The following is a 21,619-nucleotide window of genomic DNA, read 5'->3' on the forward strand; positions in this document are numbered from 1 at the left end:
TGTTTGACAATTATCTGTTTCATGGAATAAAATAACTGTTAATAAAAGTATACAAATCTGAAGACGAGAAAGAGTAAAATATTGTACTGTTCCCCAGAGAGCCGGTGCCATGCTGAAAGCCGGTGTACAGACTTTATTTGAAAATCATCTCCGAGGAGCCGTGGCTGAATAAAGTAAGCTCGGACGGATGTCTACCGTTACAAAGAACGCGTATGTTAGTACGTTGCTAAGTGCTATTAGTTAAGATGCTAATAGAATTAGGGTGGTAACGCGGGTAAACCCGTCCCTATTTATAGGGACGGGTTTTTTGTGTGCTTTTACAAATTTTCAAAGGAGTGATTGTAAATGGAGAAGGTAAATGTAAAAGAATCAGCTGTAGGGAGAGAAACACGAATTCGCAAGCAGTGGAATAAGCAGAATATCTTTGAACAATCCATTCGAAATCGTGAAGGCGCACAATCTTTCGTTTTTTATGAGGGGCCACCAACTGCAAATGGACTGCCGCACGTGGGGCATGCGCTCGGACGGACGATTAAAGATTTAGTAGCGAGATATAAAACAATGACTGGATATAAAGTACTTCGAAAAGCTGGCTGGGATACACACGGATTACCCGTAGAATTAGGAGTTGAAAAACAGCTTGGTATCTCTGGTAAACATGAGATTGAAGAATACGGAATTGAACCATTTATTCAAAAATGTAAGGAAAGTGTATTTACGTATGAGAAGCAGTGGCGTGAATTTACTGAGAGCATCGGATATTGGGTCGATATGGATGACCCGTACGTAACGTTGGAGAATCCTTATATCGAAAGTGTATGGCATATTCTTGGAACGATTCATGAAAAAGGGCTGCTATATAAAGGACACCGAGTTTCACCATACTGTCCAAGTTGTCAAACATCACTTAGTTCACATGAAGTAGCGCAAGGATATAAAACAGTAAAAGATTTAAGTGCAACGGTAAAGTTTAAAGTATTGAATAGTCAAAATGAATACTTTCTTGGATGGACAACAACGCCATGGACTCTTCCAGCCAATGTAGCACTTGCTGTACATCCGAATATGGAATATGTGAAAGCAGAGAAAGACGGGGCCGTTTATGTTGTTGCAAAAGAGCGAGCAAGCAATGTATTAAAAGAAGATTATCAAGTATTGTCTATCCATAAAGGAGAAGAATTAGTAGGTACTTCATATGCAGCACCATTTCCTATGAATGAAGTTACGAATGGCTATCGTGTTATTTCGGCAGACTTTGTTACGGGAGATAGTGGTACGGGGCTTGTTCATATCGCGCCAGCGTATGGAGAAGATGATTATAAAGTTGTACAGAATCAAGGATTATCATTCCTTCATGTTGTGGATGAACAAGGTAAGTATACGGAAGCTGTTCCATTTTTACAAGGGAAGTTTGTGAAAGAATGTGATGTTGATATTGTTCGTTATTTAGCGCAGGAAGGCTTGCTATACTCTAAAGAAAAATATGAACATAGTTATCCGCATTGCTGGCGCTGTGATTCACCACTCTTGTATTATGCTGGAGAAAGCTGGCTCATTCGGACAACTGAGATCAAAGAGACTTTCTTAAAGAATAATAATACAGTCACATGGTATCCAGATCATATGAAACATGGGCGATTTGGAAAGTTTTTAGAGAATATGGTGGACTGGAATATTAGCCGAAAACGATACTGGGGAACACCGTTAAACGTATGGGAATGCAAAAACTGTGATCATCAATTTGCACCGAAGAGCATCGATGAATTGAGAAAACATAGCGTAGGGCATACAGCAGAAAATTTGGAACTGCATAAACCGTATGTAGATGAAGTGAAGGTATGCTGTGAAAAATGCGGTAGTTCGATGACTCGTACGCCAGAAGTAATCGATGTTTGGTTTGATAGCGGTTCGATGCCATTTGCACAGTATCATTATCCGTTTGAAAATAAAGAGCTTTTTGAGGAACAATTTCCAGCTGATGTAATCGCTGAAGGTGTCGATCAAACGCGTGGTTGGTTTTATAGTTTATTAGCAGTAGCGGCTTTATATACCGGAAAAGTACCATACAAACGTGTATTATCTCTTGGGCATGTGTTAGATGAACAAKGACAGAAAATGTCTAAAAGTAAAGGGAATGCATTAGATCCAGTAGAATTAGTCGAGAAATTTGGTGCAGATGCATTAAGATGGGCACTTCTTGTTGATAGTGCACCTTGGAATGCAAAGCGTTTTTCTGAAAGAACTGTGCAAGAGGCGAAGTCAAAACTTGTAGATACACTTGTGAATGTATATAGCTTCTATGTTTTATATACAAACTTAGATAAATACAACCCAAAAGAAAAGTATGAGGTCAAGCGGACGAAATTAGATGAGTGGGTATTATCACGTCTTCATAGTACAGTGAAACAAGTAAGAAATGCATTAGACGAGTATCAATTTACAAATGCAGCGCGTGAAATTGCGGTTCTTGTAGATGAGGTTAGTAACTGGTATGTAAGACGTTCGCGCAATCGTTTTTGGGAGTCTGGCATGAATCCTGAAAAGGCAGCTGCATATGAAACGCTTCATGAAGTGCTTGTTACGCTTAGTAAATTACTTGCTCCGTTTACTCCATTTGTCGCGGAAGATATTCATCTTAACTTAGAAGGAAATAGTGTTCATTTAACAGATTATCCAACAGCGGATGAAAAGCTTATTCAAACCAAGTTAGAGCAAGAAATGAATGCCGTTTTACAAGTTGTTGAGCTGGGACGTAGCAACCGAAATCAGCATGGATTAAAAGTGAAGCAACCATTAGCAGAGCTTGTATTACTTGAGCACCATGAGCAGAAAGTGGACTGGGAATCCTATCGTGATATTGTTATGGATGAACTGAATGTAAAAGCATTTCATGTAGAATTAGATGAAACACAGTATACATCGTACCAATTAAAGCTCGATTTTAAGACTGCAGGACCGAAGTTCGGGAAGAACGTTAACGCTGTAAATCAATGGCTAAAACAATTATCGCAAGAAGAAGTACAAAACTTTGTTTCGACTGAAAAAGCATTGTGTAAGCTTGTATCTGGGGAAGAAGTTGTTGTAACGCTTGAAGATGTATTAGTAGAACAAGTACCCAAAGTAGGGTTTTCTAATACTACAAATGGACAATATACGGTAATGTTAGATACGAATGTGACAGATGAACTATTACAAGAAGGAGTGGCGCGAGAATTTATTCGAGCTGTTCAAGAGTATCGAAAACAATTGAATTTACCAGTTAATTTACGAGTAGATGTTATTTTGGATACAGAGGATGAATTACAAAACACTCTAACAAAGCATAAAGATTTATTAGAAGAAAATTTATTAGTAAAACAATTTACGTTTAAAGCATTGTCACAAGAAGATGATGAAATTTCGTTAGGTGAGAAAAAGGTTCGTATTAAACTGAGTCCAGCTAGCTAAATAAAAAATAGGATATAGATGGAAAGTTCGGATTTTTTACAAAAGTAACTTGAGAATGGATCGTAAAAAACTACAAGAATCCCTGCGGAATGTCGAGCAGGGATTCAGGGGTAAAGAGGGCTATTTGTATTTGTCGAAACATGTCGTTTTCAACAAGTTAATATTACCACCAATTTTCAGAAACTCATCATGTTAAATGTGTCTGAATTGTATATAAACTGTGTATAAATTTAAACAAAAAGGCTATTTTAATCAGAACCGAGGGGTATAAATGAAACATACTAAATCAAAACTTCATTTGAGTAGAAAGGGAGAATAGATATGGAGTATAGAATGATGTTCACCGAAACAAAAGTATATGGAGGAATTATAGAAGCCCTTAAATAATTCATACAGATACGTAATCAAGTGTTCGTAAAGGTATAAGCTTACATAAAATAGAAATACTATCGTTGTGTATGGTAAGCATTTCATTATACAGGAGAGATGTTGTATGACTACTAATAAGCGAAATGATTCAGAAAAGGAATTTGAACCTTCAATAATTAACTTAAATGATGAGTTAAATATAATTGATAATGGGGTTACAGAGAGAGTAGACGCTTATCAAAATTTGCAAGCTGAAGATACAGTTACACTTTTTTGGGGAGATGAATGGAATATAGAAGAAGCTGAGAAGAAAAAGATGCATTGTAATCGAGCAAATGACGTTAAACAATATTAATTAATATCGTGACTTAACATCATGGAACATCTGTCAGTCAATCATACAGAAACGATTTTAGGAATGTTATGAATAAAGAAACTGATGATTTCCTCAGACAAAAAAAAGCATCTCATTACTATTGAGATGCTTATTCAAATCAAGCATGAATTAACTATTATTATTTAAAAGAAATATAACGATTTATTTGATCATTCAAAGTTAGAAAGTGGACAAGGAGATTTTCATCCAAGTTTAACACATGTGGACAGATTTCTGTTAAGAGGTATTAGAAGCTCATTCGGTCTTATTAGCGAACAAACGTATCGAATTAAAAGTGCAAGTCTCCGATACATTACCTCAACTTTGGATTATGCCATGTGAAAAATAGTACGTGTTATCAGTAATTTATTACATAATGTTATTCGTCATTTCCTTATATGTGGAAAAAGGGTGATAAATTAATAACTTATCCAGTGATCTTTCTCATAACCCACTCTATAGGTCCTCTAGAAAATTTATTTCTCCATAAACCACTAAATAATATACTAAAAATGAAGAAACAGATAGCGAATATTAATACGAAAGATAAAGATTGATTTTCAAGTCTGTTTAAAAGGATCAATGTTCCGATGCCTAAAATGACGTGACTTACATAATGAGTTAAAGTTAATTGTCCGGTTTTAACGATGGTCCCAATAAACCAATTTGTTTCATGCCTTTCAATAATAAATAAGCAAAGGATCAAGATTATTAAAGAAGATCCGGTGGCAGATAAGATGTATAAAATGTTTGGTAAAATAGGTCCTGTATTAAATAAAAAGGTAGAAGCTTCTTTTCCGATATGGGGGATAAAAAAGTAAGTCAATGCTTTTGATAAGAATTCAGCAGTTAATGTAATGGTTAGACTGAATATTAATAGTTTTTTTCTAATTTTATGATCATGAAGATCCATTCGTCCAATCAACATACCAACTAAGAAGAACGAGAACCATGGGAAACACGTCCTTTAAATATGCTGTGCACAGCTTCAACCCATATTTGTTTATAGTCCATATTCGTATCAAACATCATGAAATTCCCTATATTATCAAGTACCAATGCAAGCATATGAGCTTTGGCTGTCAGATTATCATCCTCAATAAGCTGCAATGAATTTGCTTTAGTAAGAAGTGCTTCAAATCCCTTTAAATATTCTCTTTGTATGGAAAGGAGCCGTTCATTGTAATTGTTATTTCTAGATGCAAGTAACAAGTATTCTTGTAGGACACGGTTAAAATAAGGATCTTTATCTTGTTCATCGATTATGTTTACACCAATTTCAATACATTTTTCAATGAAATTGCTCTTTGTAAATTCATCAGTCTTAAAGAAGGTTGAAAATGGAACTGCTTGACATAGTTCATCAAATAAACCTTCAATTAATGCATCTTTAGATTTAAAGTAATAATAAATAGATGGTTTTGCGATTCCGACTTCCTCGGCAATCATTGTGTATGTGGTCTTAGCGATTCCATACTCCGCAAATAAACGATAACTTGCCTCGATTATTGCAGAAAGGGTTTCCTCACTTTTACTCATAATTGAGCCTCCTAACATGTAAGATTATATTCAGAATAGCATTCATTAAAATGTTTTTCAACCTATCGTTAGGTAAAAAATAGCCCGTTTTTTAATCCCGCTTAACGAGCAGTAAGATCCTCACCTCAAAATTCAGCAAAAGCAAAGAAGTTAGGCGTGGGATCAACTACCCGTAAAAGACCGTTGGATTACGTATGATTAATAATTAAATATTATAACCTTCTACTAATAGTGAGTTATATCTTTCGAAAGTATTTATCATTTTGATACACAAATATTGAGAAAATATTACGTTATCTATTAATTTAAAAAAGAGAAAGGTAATATAATAAGCCTTATAGAATTACTCGTACATTCAAAATTTATTAAGAGAGTGGAGAGTGGTTCTAATGTTCAAAAAAAGAGTAGTGGCAATCGCTACAGCAATACCATTAGTGTTAGGCACAATATCTACTACTGCTTCAGCGGTAGAAGAGAAACAAGTAAAGATAGACCGGTATTCTCCTCAAGGAAAAGCAGTCGAATATTTAAAAGCGAATGCCGCGCAATATTCATTAAAGCCAGATCTATCAGACCTACAGTATATTTCAACTACTGATACACAGGTAGCATCATATGTTAGATTTCAACAAGTAGTAAATGGTTCCCCCGTATTTTCAAGACAGGTAACCGTTACACTAAATGGAACTGGACAAGGAATGCTTGCCGTTTCTGATTATCAACCTGTTCAAAATGTGAAAGAAATAAAGCAAAAAATTAGTGAAAAAGATGCAGAGCAAAAATCAAAGGCATATGTTGGTGGAGAAAGTGAACAAAATTTATGGGCTCCAACGATGAAAGAATTTGGCTATATGATTGAAGAGGGAGTTGCCATTCCTGTATACCGAGTTGTAGTTCACTCTAATCAACCATTTGGTGCATGGGAAACATTCATTGACGCTGAAAATGGAAAGCTACTAAAAAAGGTAGATATAAACCGTAAAGCGGAGGGAACAGGCAAAGTATTCTTGCCTAATCCTGTCGTAACAAGCGGCAGTGTAACAGGGTTAAAGGATAATAATGATGCAGATTCAGCGGCATTAAATAATCAATTAAAAACAGTTACTTTAAAAGGTTTAAATGGAACGGGCTTTTTAGTTGGAGATTATGTCACAATTTCTTCAAAGGCAAAAACAAAATCTTCAACTCTTCAATTTAATTACACACGTTCAAATGATAGTTTTGAAGATGTAATGGCATATTATCATATTGATACTTTACAACGTTACATTCAACAAATAGGATTTAAGAACATTAACAATCGTTCTATTAAAGTAAATGTGAACGGAACGAGAGATGATAATTCTTTCTACTCTCCGTCAACGAAAGATTTAACATTCGGAACTGGTGGAGTAGATGATGCTGAGGATGCGGGAATCATCGCACATGAATATGGGCAYTCGATTCAAGATAATCAAGTTCCGGGTTTTGGTAGTTCTCCAGAAGGTGGGGCGATGGGAGAAGGATTTGGAGATTTCTTAGGTGCAACTTATGAAGATGCTACATCAACTACAGGATATGGAAAAGCATGTGTAGGAGAATGGGATGCGACTTCTTATTCAAGTTCAAACCCAACATGTTTGCGTCGATTAGATAATAATAAGGTGTACCCAAGAGATGTGCAAAATGAAGTACATGCAGACGGAGAAATTTGGTCCCAAGGAGAGTATGAAATGGCACAATCCTTTGGCCGTGATGTAGCCACAAAAATCATTTTACAATCGCACTGGTCATTAACGCCAAATGCTAAATTCCGTGATGGGGCAAAAGCGATTAAACAAGCAGATGCTCTTCTATATGGTGGGCAACATGCAGCGGAAATTGATCGGATTTGGGCGGCAAGAGGAATCAGTACAAATTAAGAATATGAATAAGAATGAAAACCCGACATAATTGATGATATGTCGGGTTTTCATTTTTTATTTGTACCTACTATCAAAAATGTAAATTTAACTTTCTATTAATTTAGGAGCTTTACAGGTTTATTGATTTACTGACGCAAAGGCTGTTTGAGAGAAATTAGGTACAATTTGATTTAATACTTCTTCTAATGATTGATTATAGGTTAGTAAAAGTTCATCGAGGAAGTGCTGCCCTTCATTAGATGAAGTGAGAATGGTCTTTACTAGTTGTGGATCAAATATAGTATGTGGTGAGATTGCTAATGAGTTTACTGCCCAATACATTCCGTATAATTTGAAATCACGTTCGGTTGTGGCATATTTAAGAAATAAATCCATATATTTTTGGCCAAAAGAAATCCCTTTTAATTGTTGTGAACTCACATATTCTATACCTTTCCACTGCAAATCGGTAGCGCAATTGAGCCACCAAGCTGGTTCGATTACATCCTGCATTTTTTTGAGAACTCTTTGTTCAAAAAAAGGAGTAGGATTATTTTGTTGTTCTTGCAAGCAGGACTCGAGTACTTCTACTTCAATTGCAGCAACGGTCATTCCTTGACCGAAAATTGGATCGTAAATACAGAATGCGTCTCCCAAAACTAACAATCCCGAGGGCCATCGATTCATTTGTTCAAAGTGATGACGAAACAGTTCTGGGACACGATAACTCCGGGGAGAGGATATCGGTTCAAATTCGTGCAAAATTTCGCCAATTATCGGACTTGGGAGCTGGGAAATAGCCTGTTCAAACTCTTCAGAATTTGTAGGAGGATAATGTCCACCTGGACTATAGAGTAATACCTCGGCAATATTATTTTCAATAAAGGAAAAGACGCCTGTAAAAGTTCCGTTAGTGGGCTGCCCTGCAATATTGATTGTGTCCCATTTTTCTGTGAGATGTAGTAGGTGGGAGGGAACCTTATAGCGGCGAGTACTATATCCAAGGGAGACTTTCAAGCGATCTGAATCTGGCACATCATAACCCTGATCTTGAAGCCAATTTACGAGTTTAGAGGAACGACCACTAACATCAACTATCAAATCAGCATTTAGTGTTCGTACTTGTTCAGATTTTCCGCGTTCTGAGACTTGGACGCCTGTAACAGTTGTTTGATCAATCGTCATTAATAAACCAATTACGTTATGATTTGTGAGAAAACTAATATTAGAAATTTTTTGTACTTGTTTACGAAGTGTCCATTCAAGCAAAGCTCTACTGAATTTGACATCATTCCGTGGATATTGCATTTCTATCGTACCGTATTGATTCATGTTATGGATGGTTTTGTTTAGTACTGAGGGTGCACCTTGTGCTACTAAATCATTTTCATAGCCTGGAAAGAGTCGTTCTGTAATTAACTTACCACGCTGGATAAAACGATGTGGATGGAAGGCTTGTGGAGTGCCAGAGCGATTGTTAGGTCTTTCTGGAAAAGCATCTTTATCGACTATAAGCACTTCTTTATAGTAGGTAGAAAGTACTCTTGCAGTTAGTAATCCTCCAATACCGCCCCCAATGATAACCACTAGCTCTGTTTTTCCTGTTGTTAGTGCATAATTGGTATGAGTCATAATCGTAAACCTCCACTTATAAGATGAATTTTAATCAGTATTTTTTCATTACATACTGGTYATTAGTGATTGACTTTGATTTTTCCTGCATGCTAAATCGAATACTATGCATTAAGGTCATTTGATGGAGCCATGCTGAGAAGTTGAAAGGTAGTTAGAGTTTTAAAGGAAAAAAGAATGATACAAAAAAGCGTCATTCTTTCCTAATATTTTTTAGAAAGAACAACGCAATTTTACATTTAATATATTTGTTTTATGAGTTTGAAGATACAGATATGATTATTGCAAGGAATCTTTTCTAATCTAGTAGAAGAATTTTATTTTTGAGATCCCTTAAAAACAAAATGTTCTTTAAACTTTCTTCCCTCAACTTTTTGACCATTTCGCATTGCACGGAAAGGATGTTCTTGCCATGTAATCATGACATCTACTTCGCTTGTTTTTACGGAAACAGGAAAATTCGCATGTTCAAACCCTGTTTTCCCACTTGCTAATCGAGCTTCTTTTAAAGAAAATAGTTCATATTTTGTTTCCGTGTTTGATTCATTTCGGAATACTTCTACTTGGACGTTATATACTTCATCTTTTCCGATATTTTGTACTGAGAAGTGATACGTGTGAAAAACACCTTTTTTAGGTGGTAACATGTTTTTGTCTGTTTTCTTTACTTCGTCAATATTGACTTTCCATTGTTTTGAATTCTGTGAGATGGGTAATGATTGTGGGGAATAAGCGTATGCTTGATTTGTCATTATCGTGCATAATAGTAAGAGTAAGAAACTTATAATTTTTCTCATGTATAGACCTCCAGAAGAAATTTACTAATAATATGCCTAGGAAAACAAATTGCTATGTAATGAAATAGTTTCTTTCTGAGTGGGAGGGGAAGTCATGATGCAAAAGAACTTGAAGAATTGGCAAACTAAACTGATGTTGTTTTAGTGAAAGGTTCGCGAGGAATGACATTAGAAGAAATTGTTTCAGAATGGACTTGAGATTGAAATCAGAAAATAAAGAAAAAACATCTTGCATTTTCTCTCTTAAAGGAATAGAATACTCTGTAAATATAAAAAGTGATGAATAGGAAAAGTACATCATGTAAGGGTCTACAGAGAGCAATCGACTGCTGAAAAGATTGCGATACCGCATGATGGAAAGACACCTGTGAGCGTTGCTTTGAACGTGAAGATTAGTAAAAGCAAACGGTACCTACCGTTATCAGGTTTAAGATGGTCAGTATGACAATTTGGGTGGTACCGCGGAAAAATCCGTCCCTATTTATAGGGGCGGATTTTTGTATTCTTTGAAAGGAGGTGAGTGGCCGTGGATGATGATGATGACAACAATCATGCAAATAAATATGAGAACATGGGAGGGAAAAATAATGGACCAAACAATGAAGCGGTCACTCGTTTGTGAATGTAAAACAGCTAGTAAAAAGGTGGTCTTACTACAAGGTTGGGTGAAAAAAATTCGTCATTTGGGGAATATCAGTTTTTTATTATTACGTGACCGAACAGGTGTTATTCAATGCGTGTTAGAAAAAGAATTAGCGGGATATAAAGTAGACGTAGAAAGTGTTGTTCAAATTATTGGTGAAATTGTGGAAACCACAAAAACAGAATTAGGTGTGGAACTGCTTGTAGAAGAAGTAAAAGTGTTAAATACTTCTGAGCCACTTCCTTTTGAAGTGAATAAAAGAAAGTTACAAGTTGGTTTAGATCAAATGTTAAATGAGCGCGTCATATCGCTTCGGCATGAACGGATACAAGCCATTTTTACGATTCAATCTACGCTCGTACAGGCATTTAGTGATTTTTTAATAGAGAACGATTTCACACGTGTATTTACACCGGAAATTGTTTCGCAAGGAGCAGAAGGGGGAGCAAATGTTTTTAAGCTTCCATATTTCCAAAAAGAAGCGTATTTAGCTCAATCTCCACAGTTTTATAAACAAATGATGGTCGCAGGTGGATTGGAACGTGTTTTTGAAATTGCCCCTGTTTATCGTGCTGAACATCATAACTCTTCCCGTCATTTGAATGAATATATATCACTCGATGTAGAAATCGGTTTTATTGAAGATTTTTATGAAGTGATGGAATTAGAAAAGGATGTTCTACATTATATGTTTGAAAAGGTAGAACAAAAGTGTGAAAAAGAATTACAGCTATTGCAAGTTACGGTTCCTATCATTACGGAAATTCCAAAGGTTACACTGGCAGAGGCGCAGCGTATTTTGAAAACAAAGTATCGAAAAGGATCACCGGTAGGGGATTTAGATACAGAAGGTGAAAAGTTACTTGGAAAATATGTGAAGGAAACATACGGTAGTGATTTTGTCTTTATCACACATTATCCGAAAGAAGCAAGGCCGATGTATACGATGCCGAATAAAGAAAATCAAGCTGTTACGGACTCTTTTGACTTATTGTATAAAGGATTAGAGATTACATCAGGTGCGCAGCGAATTCATGAGTACGATATGTTACTTACTTCTTTTAAAGAAAAAAGATTACATTATGAAAAATTCCAGTCATATATCGATACATTCCGGTATGGTTGTCCGCCGCATGGGGGATTTGGAATTGGACTTGAAAGACTTGTATATAAGTTTCTAGAATTATCGAATGTTCGGGAAGCAGGTGCATTTCCAAGAGATTGTACGCGTCTCATACCATAAAGTGAAAAGAATCTTCGCGCTTGTTGCGAAGATTCTTTTTTAGTGATAGAGGCGACTAGGAAAGCGCCGATCATAATTGGTAATGTATGTAGATAAGAATCAAGTAAATATGGAAATAAGTCAAGGTCAGGTGATTGAAAGTTAGAACTAACTTTGTAAGTTATTTTAGTGGGATTAAATAAAGAAGAGATGACGTTTAGTATTGAGTCTACGTATTGACTCATATTAAATTGTAATAATGGCGGGGGCTCCATTCCTTGTATAGTTAATGGTTTTTGAGATACTCCTAAAAATAATTTTGGTAAGCCACAAATAGAAATAATGCCAATGATAATGAAAATAGATCGAATGATAAAGAAACATATTTTTTTAAAAAACCTCTTTTTCGACAAAAAAATAAATAACTTACTTGACAGTCATAAATATAACCGATATAATTCGTAGTAATTTCAAAAGAAATTATATTCAGAATATTAGAGTGCGTTGAATAGGAGTAGTAAGGTCATGTGTTTGTAAAGAGAGCTATGGGTTGGTGTGACATAGTCAAATGACATCCTGAACTCGCCTAGGAGCAGTAAGGTGGAACAGAAGTCTAATTCTTAGTAAATCTTAACGGTTAACCTTCGATAWYAGGTTTGTAATCAAACGATTACTACTAAGGTGGATTCATAATGGAATCAATAAGGGTGGTACCGCGTTAAGTAAATGGCTTAGCGTCTCTTTATATAAAGAGATGCTGGGCCATTTTTTATTATATATAGGAAGAAATGGAGGTTTTATTTGGATTGGTCAATAATATTTATTTATTAATATAAAAAGATGTAATTAGGAGGAAAATAGGATGAAACAGACGGAGCAGTGGACTTCGAAATTAGGTTTTATAATGGCTGCAGCAGGATCGGCAATTGGACTTGGGGCAATATGGAAGTTTCCTTATATTGCTGGAAAGAGCGGGGGAGGAGCATTCTTTTTAATCTTTATATTGTTTACGGTATTAATAGGTCTTCCGTTATTGATAGCTGAATTTATGATAGGGCGCAGTACACAAAAGCAAGCAATTGGAGCATTTAAAAGTATCGCACCAAATACAGGCTGGCATTGGATTGGACGTCTTGGCGTTGGAACCTGTTTTATTTTGTTATCATTTTATAGTGTTGTTGGTGGTTGGGTATTAATCTATTTATTCAGAGGGATAACTGGGCAACTGATTATACCGCAGCAAAATTATAGTTCACTATTTACAGAAACAATTGGGGATCCAGTTTGGGCAATTGTTGGCCATTTTGCTTTTATGTTTATTACGATTTGGGTTGTATCAAAAGGGGTACAAAACGGAATCGAAAAAGCGAGTAAATATATGTTACCAGCATTGTTCATTTTATTTGTTGCTCTTATTGTACGCTCTTTAACACTTGATGATGCGATGAAAGGAGTCAAATTCTTCTTACAGCCGGATTTCTCAAAAATCACATCAGAAAGTATTTTGTTTGCAATGGGGCAATCATTCTTTGCTATTAGCATTGGGATATCCATCATGGTCACGTATAGTTCTTATTTAAATAAAAAAGAAAGTTTGCCACGTTCAGCGGTAACAATTGTTGGACTAAACTTATTTGTTTCTTTATTCGCTGGTCTAGCTATTTTCCCAGCAGTATTTTCACTAGGAATGAAACCGACAGAAGGACCAGGGTTACTATTTATTGTGTTACCTTCAGTTTTTAGTCAAATTCCATTTGGTAGCTTTTTCTTAACAGTATTTCTTGCACTATTCACATTTGCAACATTAACATCTGCGTTTTCACTACTTGAAACGGTTGTTTCAGCACTAGCGAATGGACAGCAAGAAAGAAGAAAGAAATTGTCATGGATCATTGGATTTTTAATTTTCTTAGTTGGTATCCCATCTGCACTTTCATTTGGTGTATGGAATGATATTACAATCTTCGGTAAAAATATTTTTGATGCGGTAGACTTTTTATCTAGTAATATTTTAATGCCACTTGGAGCTTTGTTTATTAGTATTTTCGTCTCATTTAAAATGGAGAAAAAGGTATTAGAAGCAGAATTTTTTGTTGGCGGTAATTACGGGAAAGCATTATTCACTTGCTGGGCATTCTTGCTTCGATATGTTGCGCCGATCGCAATTGTCATTGTCTTTTTGAATGTGATTGGGATTATTTAAATATAGATGATTGAATATTTAGAAATTATCTAACGTATTTAAGAAAAAACCAACCGAATTATTAAAAAATGCGGTTGGTTTTTATCCTGTATAAGTAAATCAATTTTATTTATTAAAAGTTATTTTCCCTGTAACATTATGTACTTTTAKTTTATCGCTTTTTGCACCTAAGATGGTAACATTCTTTTCGATATTATTGATATCGGCTGAACCATCACCAATTTTGGCTCTTATAGATCCTTTTATATCTTTAATAGCGACTTTGCCGTTGTTATTATCAAGATTAATGTCAGACTTTGTATGCACAATATCTACATTTCCATCTCTATTTGTTACACTGACAGTTCCATTAACGTTGGAAATGTCAATATTACCGTTGACATTAAGTATATTTATATCTGAATCGAGGTTAGAGACTCTGATATCGCCGTCTCTATGAGTTTTTTTAAATTCAACTTTTATGTTTTTAGGTAATGATAGTTTGACATCAACCCAAGTTTCGCTATTGCTAAAAAATTGTCCATCAAAAGAAGTGTTTAAAGTTGCAATTCCATTTTTGGCTGAAAGATCTAGTTTTAATTTATCCATGCTGATACCTTTAGCCTTTGCAGTAATAGAAGCTTCTATTTTATCTGATTTAAGGTTTGTTGAAATATGGATATTACCGTTACGGTTATCTAGTTTTAAAGTTTTAACATCAGTAGTGGGTAGCTCTAGTTGTTGTTCCATTGTTTCACCTTCGGAATTTGAACAACCAGTAAGTATAAGAGTTATTAATATACAGAATTTAATCCATCTTTTTTTCAATGTATTTTCCTCCAGTCTTTAATAAAAAATTTAAGCGACATCTTTTTTTACGAATATGGGGTATGCAATTCCATGCATGATGAATATATGAATTAAGATAAATAGTATAGAAAAACTGAAAGTCATGCCTTCTACAGGGGGATTCTCATATACGAAACTTGATAAATCCGTATGAGAGAAGATGAAATATTTTGTCCAGCTGAAACCTTTTAATGAGATACTCATGACAAAACCCGCAATTGCTACTAAAAGAGAAAATACGATAGAGAATGTAGTGCTTTTAAACGTCGCTGAAATCATAAATGCTAAAGTTGCAACAATAATTAAGTAAGGCATCTTAAATAATAAGCTACCAATTAGTGCCTGAAGGACGCTTGTTTTTTGAACGGCATGATCTTTGACAAATAAGTATTCACCATTTATTCCATCAAAGCCTAAAAGAATGCCACTAAATAGAATGGAAAGAAGGAACGTTATTACGATTAAGAAAAATCCAAATAATAAAGTAGAAATATATTTAGAAAAGTATATTTGTGTGCGAGTAGCGGTTCGTGTTAATAAAAATTTAATTGTACCGGATTGAAATTCACTTGCAACAATTTCACCAGCTATTATGAGTGTAAGAATGGAGAGAGCTATTAAAAAATTTGTACTTTGTCCAATCGTAAAGAACCATGCATTGTTTGTTGGCTTTATATTACTGTCAATGTAATAATTATTTAGTAAAAGTTTTTTTTCATTTTCTATTTTTTCAATAGGTAATTTTAGAGATTCTTTTTCAACTTGAAGTAATGCATTTTCTTCAATAAGAGATATCTTCCAGTCATCCCCATAATTAACTTGGCTGGAAAGCTTTACGTTTAGGAATTGAATGAAAATAAATACAACCATAACACCTACCATAATCCAAGTTCTTTTTCGTTTGAAAATTTTCATATTTTCATTTTTTATTAGATTAATCATTGTGCACTCCATCTCCAGTCATTTCAATAAATTTGTCTTCTAAAGTTGTTTTAATGGTTTGAACACCATAAACATTCACTCCATTTTTGGCTAATGTATCGCAAATTGCAGGTATATGTTCTTTACTTATTTTGATCGTAATGACATTTTGATTTGTTATGATTTCTTCACCTATTACTAATTTTTGTAAGAGTGGGATTGCTAAGTCTGTCCGATCTACTTCAAATTGTACAGATTGTATCTGTTCTTTTGTAATATCCTTTATATCATGTATACCAATTAGATTTCCTTTGTCTAAAATAGCGATGCGATCACACATCATTTCCATTTCGGCCATTAGATGGCTTGAAACAACAATTGCTACATTTTCGTCTGCGGCTAGTTGCTTTAAATGAAGTCTTAAATCACGAATGCCTTGAGGGTCCAGCCCATTAGTAGGTTCATCTAAAATGAGAAGGGAAGGTTTGTGAACTAAAGCGATTGCAAGAGCAAGCCGTTGTTTCATCCCGAGAGAAAAAGTGGAAACTTTATTATGAATACTTTTTTCTAACCCAACTAAAGAAATAACTACATCTAAACGTTCTTTAGGAACATTCGGTGTCATTCTAGAGAAGTGAAGGAGGTTATCATAGCCAGATAAAAAGTTGTATAAATCAGGATTCTCAACAATCACTCCAACATGTTTCATAGCTTCTTTAAAGTCTTTGCTTGTGTCTTTTTTGTTAATTGTGACTGTTCCACTGGTTTTAGAGATCAAGCCAACAATCATTTTAATTGTAGTTGTTTTTCCAGCGCCATTTGGGCCTAGAAGACCAAGAATTTCTCCTTTTTGAGCATCAAATGATATTCGATTAACAAGTGTGCACTTTCCAATTTTCTTAGTTAAGTTCTGTACTTTTAAAATACACATATTTTGTTCACTCCCTTAATATTAGTGATACCTTTCGGCTACTAACATAGCAAAAAGAATGTAATATAAGGCAGTGACAAAGTGTCATAACCTTGCTATGATGAAAATGAAAATATAGGAAAAACAGGGAATATATATATAATGTTCATTTGGATAGGGGGGCATATGAAAGTTGAACGACATAAAAAATAAGTTACTTTGGCAGGAATGGGGAATAATACTCATTCGGATTACTTGGATTGTTGCAATTGTTACTTTGACATATCAAGATAATCCAAACTTTCCACTTGAGATTGTTTTTATAAGTACATTTTTGTCTTATGTCATACCTGTCATATTATATAAATTACAAAGTGAGTTATATGTAGTAACAGAAATTATTTTAGTGGGGGGACTTTCACTTTATTTTGCATATACGTATCATTTGGCTCAATTTTTATCTCCTGCAATTTTAACGCTTGCATTTTTTTGCCGTGGAAAAGTAAACTTCTATGCATTACCTGCAATGATAATTATCTATGTATTGGGAGTTTTCTTTAATTTTGGGTTTAATCGCAATAAGCTGCTTCTAAGTATATTTGATGTTCTTTTTATATATGGTGTAGGGCATTTACTACAAAGAGCTGTTTATTCTATGGATGCTATTAAGCAAAAATTGAATTTGATTAAAGATAAGAATGCGATTTTAGAACAATACTCGTCCCAAGTAGAAAGAATAACTTTGCTTGAAGAAAGAGATAGGATGGCAAGAGAATTACATGACACGATAGGTTATAAATTTACTTCGGTTATATTGAGTATGGAAACATTACGACCACATCTAACAACGCAAGAGGGAAAAGAAAAGTTACAAGAAATATTAGATATATCACGATCTGCATTAGATAATATTCGAAGACAGGTTCATGAAATGGATCCTCAAGAAGAATCAAATCTAGATGTGTCTTTATTGAACTTAATAGAAGAGTTTAAAAGTACTACAAATGTTCAGGTAGTATTTCGTACAGTTGGAGGATATTATCCAATTGCTAAAAAGTTGAAGAGGATTTTCTGTCGTTGTTTACAAGAGGCAATGACAAACGCAACAAGACATGGGGGAGCAGAAACGATACAAGTACTTTTACAATATCATAAAAATCATGTAATGCTTCAAATACAAGACGATGGTATCGGAATGGAAGTCATACAAGAGGGATTTGGTCTATCGGGAATGAGAGAACGGCTAAGTGAATATCAAGGGAGCTTGAGTATTGATTCTACTAAGAATGCAGGAACAATTATAACCTGTATCATTCCTGGTTTACATAAAGAGGAATCATTTGTGCAAGATGAGATTCGCATATTAATAGTAGATGATCAACCTATCATTTCGGATAGCTTAGAGCTTTTATTGAGGGAATACGGTTTTCGCGTATCTGTTGCGAATAGTGGAGTACAGGCTTTAAAACAATGTGAAGAAAAGCAACCACATGTTGTTCTTATGGATATACTAATGCCTGAGATGAATGGGATTACAACAACGAAGGAAATCAAACATAGATGGCCAGGTACCAAAGTAATCATGGTGACAACTTTTGAAGAAACTTCTAGTGCCTCTGAAGCAATTGAAGCGGGAGTTGAGGGGTATGTTCTTAAATCCGTTCAACCAAAAGAGTTAGTAGCTGCTATTCAGTTAGTGAACTCAGGAGGGACGATGTTGTCCCATGACATAGCGAATCGTTTATTTAAAGAATATAGTCCAATACCGAAAAAGCTTCCTTATGAATTGACTCCCCGTGAAATGGATGTATTAGGTTGTCTCAAAGAAGGGCTTCGCTATAAAGAAATTGCAGCAAAGCTATTCTTATCGGAAGGAACTGTAAGAAATTACGCTTCTTCTATTTATATGAAGCTTCAAGTATCAGGAAGGGGAGAAGCTGTAAAAAAAGCATTGGATGAAGCTTTTTTATAAAAACGTAAAATTAAAATTGAATGTAGTATTTTCAAACGGAGGATAGAAAGATGTATTGTTGTATTACAGATACATAACATGTACGGATTCGTGGTCCTCCTATTTGTATATGGTGTCGAAATATAAAAATAGGAGGAGAAAGAGATGAAACAAGAAAAAGAAGTACCATTACAAGGTAAAATGGTGGAAGTGCGCGGGAAAAAGCTGTATGTGGAGATGCATGGATCACTAGAGAATCATCCTGTATTGTATCTTCATGGAGGTCCTGGTGAGATGTGTTTTGATTTTTCCTATCATCAAGCACATAGATTACAAGATTTTTTTTGTCTCATTGCCATGGATCAACGCGGGGTAGGGCGTTCAGAGGAAATTGGACAGCAAGAGCGGTTTGGACTACGAGATCTTATTGAAGACTGCGAAGAGTTAAGGAAGATGTTAAACACTGAGAAATGGTCTGTTATTGGGCATTCTTTTGGAGGATTTTTAGCATTGTTATATGCAGTAATGTATCCACAATCTATTCGAAAAATCATTTTTGAAGGACCCACTTTTGATTTTTCCTTAACAAGTAGAGCTTTATTAAAAAAGACAGGAGCCCTGTTAAAGAAGTATGGAAAAGAACAGCAGGGGAAAAAATGTATAGCTATTTCAGAGAGTAATGCTAGTTCAGAGGAATTACTAGAAGCATATTTAAGATTGAGTGATGAATTAGAAGAACACAGAATAGAAATCTATAATAACGTTGAGGATGAAACAGATTATAGTTTGTATAGTGAGGAAGAATGGGGAAAGTTTTATGATCGTTCCGATATTCATTTTACAAGACTGAAAGAGGAAGGGAAAATTCATCAATCATTATTATCAAAATTAAAAGATGTGGAGAATCCGATGTTGCTCATTATGGGAAAACACGATGTGGTAACCTGTAAAAAACAAATCGAAACATTTAAAAGAGATGTTCAAAATGGTAAAATTATTGTCTTTGAAGAGAGTGGTCATACACCGCATTATGAAGCAGCTAATCAATTTGCAGAAACGGTAATTGATTTTTTGAAGTAAATTAAGAAAAGGTGCTTCATAAAAATGAGAAGCGCCTTTTTTCTTCATGTTTAAATTTCAGGATGGAAGATTGTAATGTTAGGCCATTTACTTTGCCAGTTCTTTTTTTGTAATCTTTTTTTATACATATTAGTGCGCTCTTTCATTTCGAGGAAATGAGGTGTTGGCTTCACTTGTAACGTGAGAACATCTTCTATTCCGTGAGGGGCGGTTAATACAACATTATCTTGTTTATCTAATGTAACTCCAAGAGCAGTCGCTGTTTCTGGGAATTTAGAAATTGCATCGACTGAAGATGAATAAGGTGGCATGTTATTGACTACATGCATGCGAGCCTGATTTTTCACTGACCATGGAATAGTAGAATCTATACTTTTAAGCTTATTTTCTAATTTTTCTTCGGTGGATACACTTATATGTAATGGGTCAAAATAGATGATATCTATATCTGGCGTTAGAGTTCTTACCTCGTATCCATGAAGAACATCCCAAATCTTAGAACGAACAAATCCAGCACAAATCCACCAATCAGGTAGTTGTAGGGATTTTGCTGTCTGTAATATTTCCATCATTCAAGTATCGTTTTGTATGAGTTTAATAATATCTTGTTCTGTTTTAATATACATACATTTCCCTCCTTATTAAATGTAACTTTTCATTTAAGTAATTTAAGAATTTTTGAATATAGTATATCTTTCTCTTCATCAAGTATTGCTTCTGTTAATCGAGCTGTCATAATGAGTATCATTCACTGATCCCCACCATCAAGGATGATGTAGTGGTCATTTAATGCATGAGTTTAATAATCCATAAAATCCAATATGCGCCAGGTACAAATATGAGCTGAGCTAATAATGTACCGAGAAACCTTGAAATCATAAGCCAACCGAACATTTTCCCCATTGTATCAGCGCCGTTTTCTGATTGAAGCGCACGCTCTGTTAAAAGGGCAATACGCGGATCTAACAGTACAGTCAATAAGATTGTAGCAAATCCATTAATAAGGCCAGAAGCCGTGATTGCTTTCGTTGCAAATTTCGGGCTCAAATAAGAAGCATATAAGGCGGAAAGGACCCCTGCGGTATAAATTGCGGTTGCAAACATATTAATGAGCATAATTCGTTTTGGAATACCGCCAATTCGCATACGGTGGATCATTTCGAATTTTGGAAAACGAACATATTTTTTTGTATACTTCAATTTTTGCACATTGTTTGTTTTCATCATTCGAATGAATGAACCATCTATCTCAAAGTTTTGAATGACATATCCAAATAGCTTCGTTAAAGTCGGATATAAAATAATTGCGAGAAGTGTGCCGATAGAAGCGGATAATAAAACAAGACGCATCGTACTTTCTAAATTAACAGAAGCACCACTCTTCGCCCGATCAATAATCCCACCAAGTAAAAAAGCTTGTAGTAAGTTGGATGTTCGCGAAATGAGTAATACCATCCCAACAACGGATAATGCAACGGCAATTTTCTTTAAACGAACGCCTGCAAGTCGAATACTATAAGAACTCGTTTCGACTGCATGGATGATAATTGTAAAAGCCATTATGAAAATTAATGTGGTTCTGGTGCAAAAACTTCAGGGGAATTGCAAATAATCTCTAAATCTTGGACATACTGATACTATTACTCTAAAAAAGGTGTGTGATCGGTATGAAAAAGGAAAATTTCTTCAAATGGAAGCACTATCAACCTGATATTATCTTATTAACGGTAAGATGGTACCTACGGTACAACCTAAGTTTTCGTGATTTGGTGGAAATGATGGAGGAACGAGGTTTGTCTATTGCTCACACCACCATTA

15 protein-coding genes, 3 pseudogenes and 3 other annotated features are annotated in these 21,619 nt (G+C 35.0%); of the genes and pseudogenes, 9 read left to right on the top strand and 9 right to left on the bottom strand.

Features of this window, described 5'->3' with window-relative positions:
• Positions 1-51: 51 nt before the first annotated feature.
• Positions 52-291, top strand: a binding site (T-box leader).
• A gap of 54 nt (positions 292-345) precedes the next feature.
• The 3 genes and pseudogenes from ileS to AC1DIT_RS10640 form a co-directional block, all read left to right on the top strand.
• Positions 346-3,447, top strand: a complete 3,102-nt coding sequence (ileS, locus tag AC1DIT_RS10630; RefSeq protein WP_476998182.1) for an isoleucine--tRNA ligase — start codon at positions 346-348, stop codon at positions 3,445-3,447.
• A 493-nt stretch (positions 3,448-3,940) separates the two neighbouring features.
• A complete protein-coding gene (locus tag AC1DIT_RS10635; RefSeq protein ID WP_016114674.1) occupies positions 3,941-4,171 on the top strand; it encodes a hypothetical protein in 231 nt (76 codons plus the stop codon).
• Between the two features lie 177 nt (positions 4,172-4,348).
• A pseudogene (locus AC1DIT_RS10640) lies at positions 4,349-4,597 on the top strand (sensor histidine kinase); the annotation flags it as partial.
• A gap of 22 nt (positions 4,598-4,619) precedes the next feature.
• On the opposite strand, the pseudogene AC1DIT_RS10645 reads toward AC1DIT_RS10640, so the two are convergent.
• A pseudogene (locus tag AC1DIT_RS10645) lies at positions 4,620-5,150 on the bottom strand (DUF418 domain-containing protein); the annotation flags it as partial.
• Positions 5,126-5,731: a TetR/AcrR family transcriptional regulator gene (locus AC1DIT_RS10650; protein ID WP_016114675.1), complete on the bottom strand. Its 606-nt coding sequence runs from the start codon at positions 5,729-5,731 to the stop codon at positions 5,126-5,128. The pseudogene AC1DIT_RS10645 and the gene AC1DIT_RS10650, both read right to left, overlap by 25 nt.
• Positions 5,732-6,120: 389 nt before the next feature.
• Here AC1DIT_RS10650 and AC1DIT_RS10655 point away from each other — a divergent pair, with 389 nt between their 5' ends.
• Positions 6,121-7,632, top strand: a complete 1,512-nt coding sequence (locus tag AC1DIT_RS10655; RefSeq protein ID WP_016114676.1) for a M36 family metallopeptidase — start codon at positions 6,121-6,123, stop codon at positions 7,630-7,632.
• 120 nt (positions 7,633-7,752) lie between these two features.
• Here AC1DIT_RS10655 and AC1DIT_RS10660 read toward each other — a convergent pair whose 3' ends face one another.
• Together AC1DIT_RS10660 and AC1DIT_RS10665 are read right to left on the bottom strand one after the other, a co-directional pair.
• Positions 7,753-9,246: an NAD(P)/FAD-dependent oxidoreductase gene (locus AC1DIT_RS10660; protein ID WP_016132755.1), complete on the bottom strand. Its 1,494-nt coding sequence runs from the start codon at positions 9,244-9,246 to the stop codon at positions 7,753-7,755.
• Between the two features lie 317 nt (positions 9,247-9,563).
• The gene (locus AC1DIT_RS10665; RefSeq protein WP_016114678.1) at positions 9,564-10,043 is read right to left on the bottom strand and encodes a hypothetical protein; all 480 of its coding nucleotides are present in this window, start codon (positions 10,041-10,043) and stop codon (positions 9,564-9,566) included.
• Between the two features lie 270 nt (positions 10,044-10,313).
• Positions 10,314-10,525 (top strand) — a binding site (T-box leader).
• Between the two features lie 105 nt (positions 10,526-10,630).
• Between AC1DIT_RS10665 and aspS the strand changes: the two genes are divergently transcribed.
• A complete protein-coding gene (gene aspS / locus AC1DIT_RS10670; protein WP_016131363.1) occupies positions 10,631-11,929 on the top strand; it encodes an aspartate--tRNA(Asn) ligase in 1,299 nt (432 codons plus the stop codon).
• A gap of 474 nt (positions 11,930-12,403) precedes the next feature.
• Positions 12,404-12,653 (top strand) — a binding site (T-box leader).
• Positions 12,654-12,770: 117 nt separating this feature from the next.
• On the top strand, positions 12,771-14,111 hold the full coding sequence (locus tag AC1DIT_RS10675; protein ID WP_016131364.1) for a sodium-dependent transporter: 1,341 nt from the start codon (positions 12,771-12,773) through the stop codon (positions 14,109-14,111).
• A 105-nt stretch (positions 14,112-14,216) separates the two neighbouring features.
• Here AC1DIT_RS10675 and AC1DIT_RS10680 read toward each other — a convergent pair whose 3' ends face one another.
• From AC1DIT_RS10680 to AC1DIT_RS10690, 3 genes are read right to left on the bottom strand one after another with little or no spacing between them, the layout of a single operon-like run.
• On the bottom strand, positions 14,217-14,918 hold the full coding sequence (locus AC1DIT_RS10680) for a DUF4097 family beta strand repeat-containing protein (RefSeq protein WP_476998183.1): 702 nt from the start codon (positions 14,916-14,918) through the stop codon (positions 14,217-14,219).
• A 30-nt stretch (positions 14,919-14,948) separates the two neighbouring features.
• Positions 14,949-15,881: an ABC transporter permease gene (locus AC1DIT_RS10685; protein ID WP_016131366.1), complete on the bottom strand. Its 933-nt coding sequence runs from the start codon at positions 15,879-15,881 to the stop codon at positions 14,949-14,951.
• Positions 15,874-16,791, bottom strand: a complete 918-nt coding sequence (locus tag AC1DIT_RS10690) for an ABC transporter ATP-binding protein (RefSeq protein ID WP_016131367.1) — start codon at positions 16,789-16,791, stop codon at positions 15,874-15,876. The genes AC1DIT_RS10685 and AC1DIT_RS10690 overlap by 8 nt, the downstream gene beginning before the upstream one ends.
• A 172-nt stretch (positions 16,792-16,963) precedes the next feature.
• Between AC1DIT_RS10690 and AC1DIT_RS10695 the strand changes: the two genes are divergently transcribed.
• Both AC1DIT_RS10695 and AC1DIT_RS10700 read left to right on the top strand, forming a co-directional pair.
• Positions 16,964-18,742, top strand: a complete 1,779-nt coding sequence (locus tag AC1DIT_RS10695; protein WP_476998184.1) for a response regulator — start codon at positions 16,964-16,966, stop codon at positions 18,740-18,742.
• Between the two features lie 144 nt (positions 18,743-18,886).
• Positions 18,887-19,801 (top strand): alpha/beta fold hydrolase, encoded by a 915-nt coding sequence (locus tag AC1DIT_RS10700; protein ID WP_016131369.1) that lies wholly within the window; start codon positions 18,887-18,889, stop codon positions 19,799-19,801.
• 50 nt (positions 19,802-19,851) lie between these two features.
• On the opposite strand, the gene AC1DIT_RS10705 is transcribed toward AC1DIT_RS10700, so the two are convergent.
• On the bottom strand, positions 19,852-20,373 hold the full coding sequence (locus AC1DIT_RS10705) for a nucleotidyltransferase family protein (RefSeq protein WP_229161609.1): 522 nt from the start codon (positions 20,371-20,373) through the stop codon (positions 19,852-19,854).
• A gap of 214 nt (positions 20,374-20,587) precedes the next feature.
• The gene (locus tag AC1DIT_RS10710) at positions 20,588-21,361 is read right to left on the bottom strand and encodes a lipid II flippase Amj family protein (RefSeq protein WP_016132756.1); all 774 of its coding nucleotides are present in this window, start codon (positions 21,359-21,361) and stop codon (positions 20,588-20,590) included.
• Positions 21,362-21,468: 107 nt separating this feature from the next.
• Between AC1DIT_RS10710 and AC1DIT_RS10715 the strand changes: the two are divergent.
• Positions 21,469-21,619: pseudogene (locus AC1DIT_RS10715) on the top strand (IS6 family transposase); the annotation flags it as partial.

Source organism: Bacillus sp. 05T22, assembly GCF_056396765.1.

Coding starts and splice junctions, on each gene's coding strand:
- AC1DIT_RS10635 (WP_016114674.1), top strand. CDS start 3,941: ATGACTACTAATAAGCGAAATGATTCAGAAAAGGAATTTGAACCTTCA.
- AC1DIT_RS10650 (WP_016114675.1), bottom strand. CDS start 5,731: ATGAGTAAAAGTGAGGAAACCCTTTCTGCAATAATCGAGGCAAGTTAT.
- AC1DIT_RS10660 (WP_016132755.1), bottom strand. CDS start 9,246: ATGACTCATACCAATTATGCACTAACAACAGGAAAAACAGAGCTAGTG.
- AC1DIT_RS10665 (WP_016114678.1), bottom strand. CDS start 10,043: ATGAGAAAAATTATAAGTTTCTTACTCTTACTATTATGCACGATAATG.
- aspS (WP_016131363.1), top strand. CDS start 10,631: ATGGACCAAACAATGAAGCGGTCACTCGTTTGTGAATGTAAAACAGCT.
- AC1DIT_RS10675 (WP_016131364.1), top strand. CDS start 12,771: ATGAAACAGACGGAGCAGTGGACTTCGAAATTAGGTTTTATAATGGCT.
- AC1DIT_RS10685 (WP_016131366.1), bottom strand. CDS start 15,881: ATGATTAATCTAATAAAAAATGAAAATATGAAAATTTTCAAACGAAAA.
- AC1DIT_RS10690 (WP_016131367.1), bottom strand. CDS start 16,791: ATGTGTATTTTAAAAGTACAGAACTTAACTAAGAAAATTGGAAAGTGC.
- AC1DIT_RS10700 (WP_016131369.1), top strand. CDS start 18,887: ATGAAACAAGAAAAAGAAGTACCATTACAAGGTAAAATGGTGGAAGTG.
- AC1DIT_RS10705 (WP_229161609.1), bottom strand. CDS start 20,373: ATGATGGAAATATTACAGACAGCAAAATCCCTACAACTACCTGATTGG.
- AC1DIT_RS10710 (WP_016132756.1), bottom strand. CDS start 21,361: ATGGCTTTTACAATTATCATCCATGCAGTCGAAACGAGTTCTTATAGT.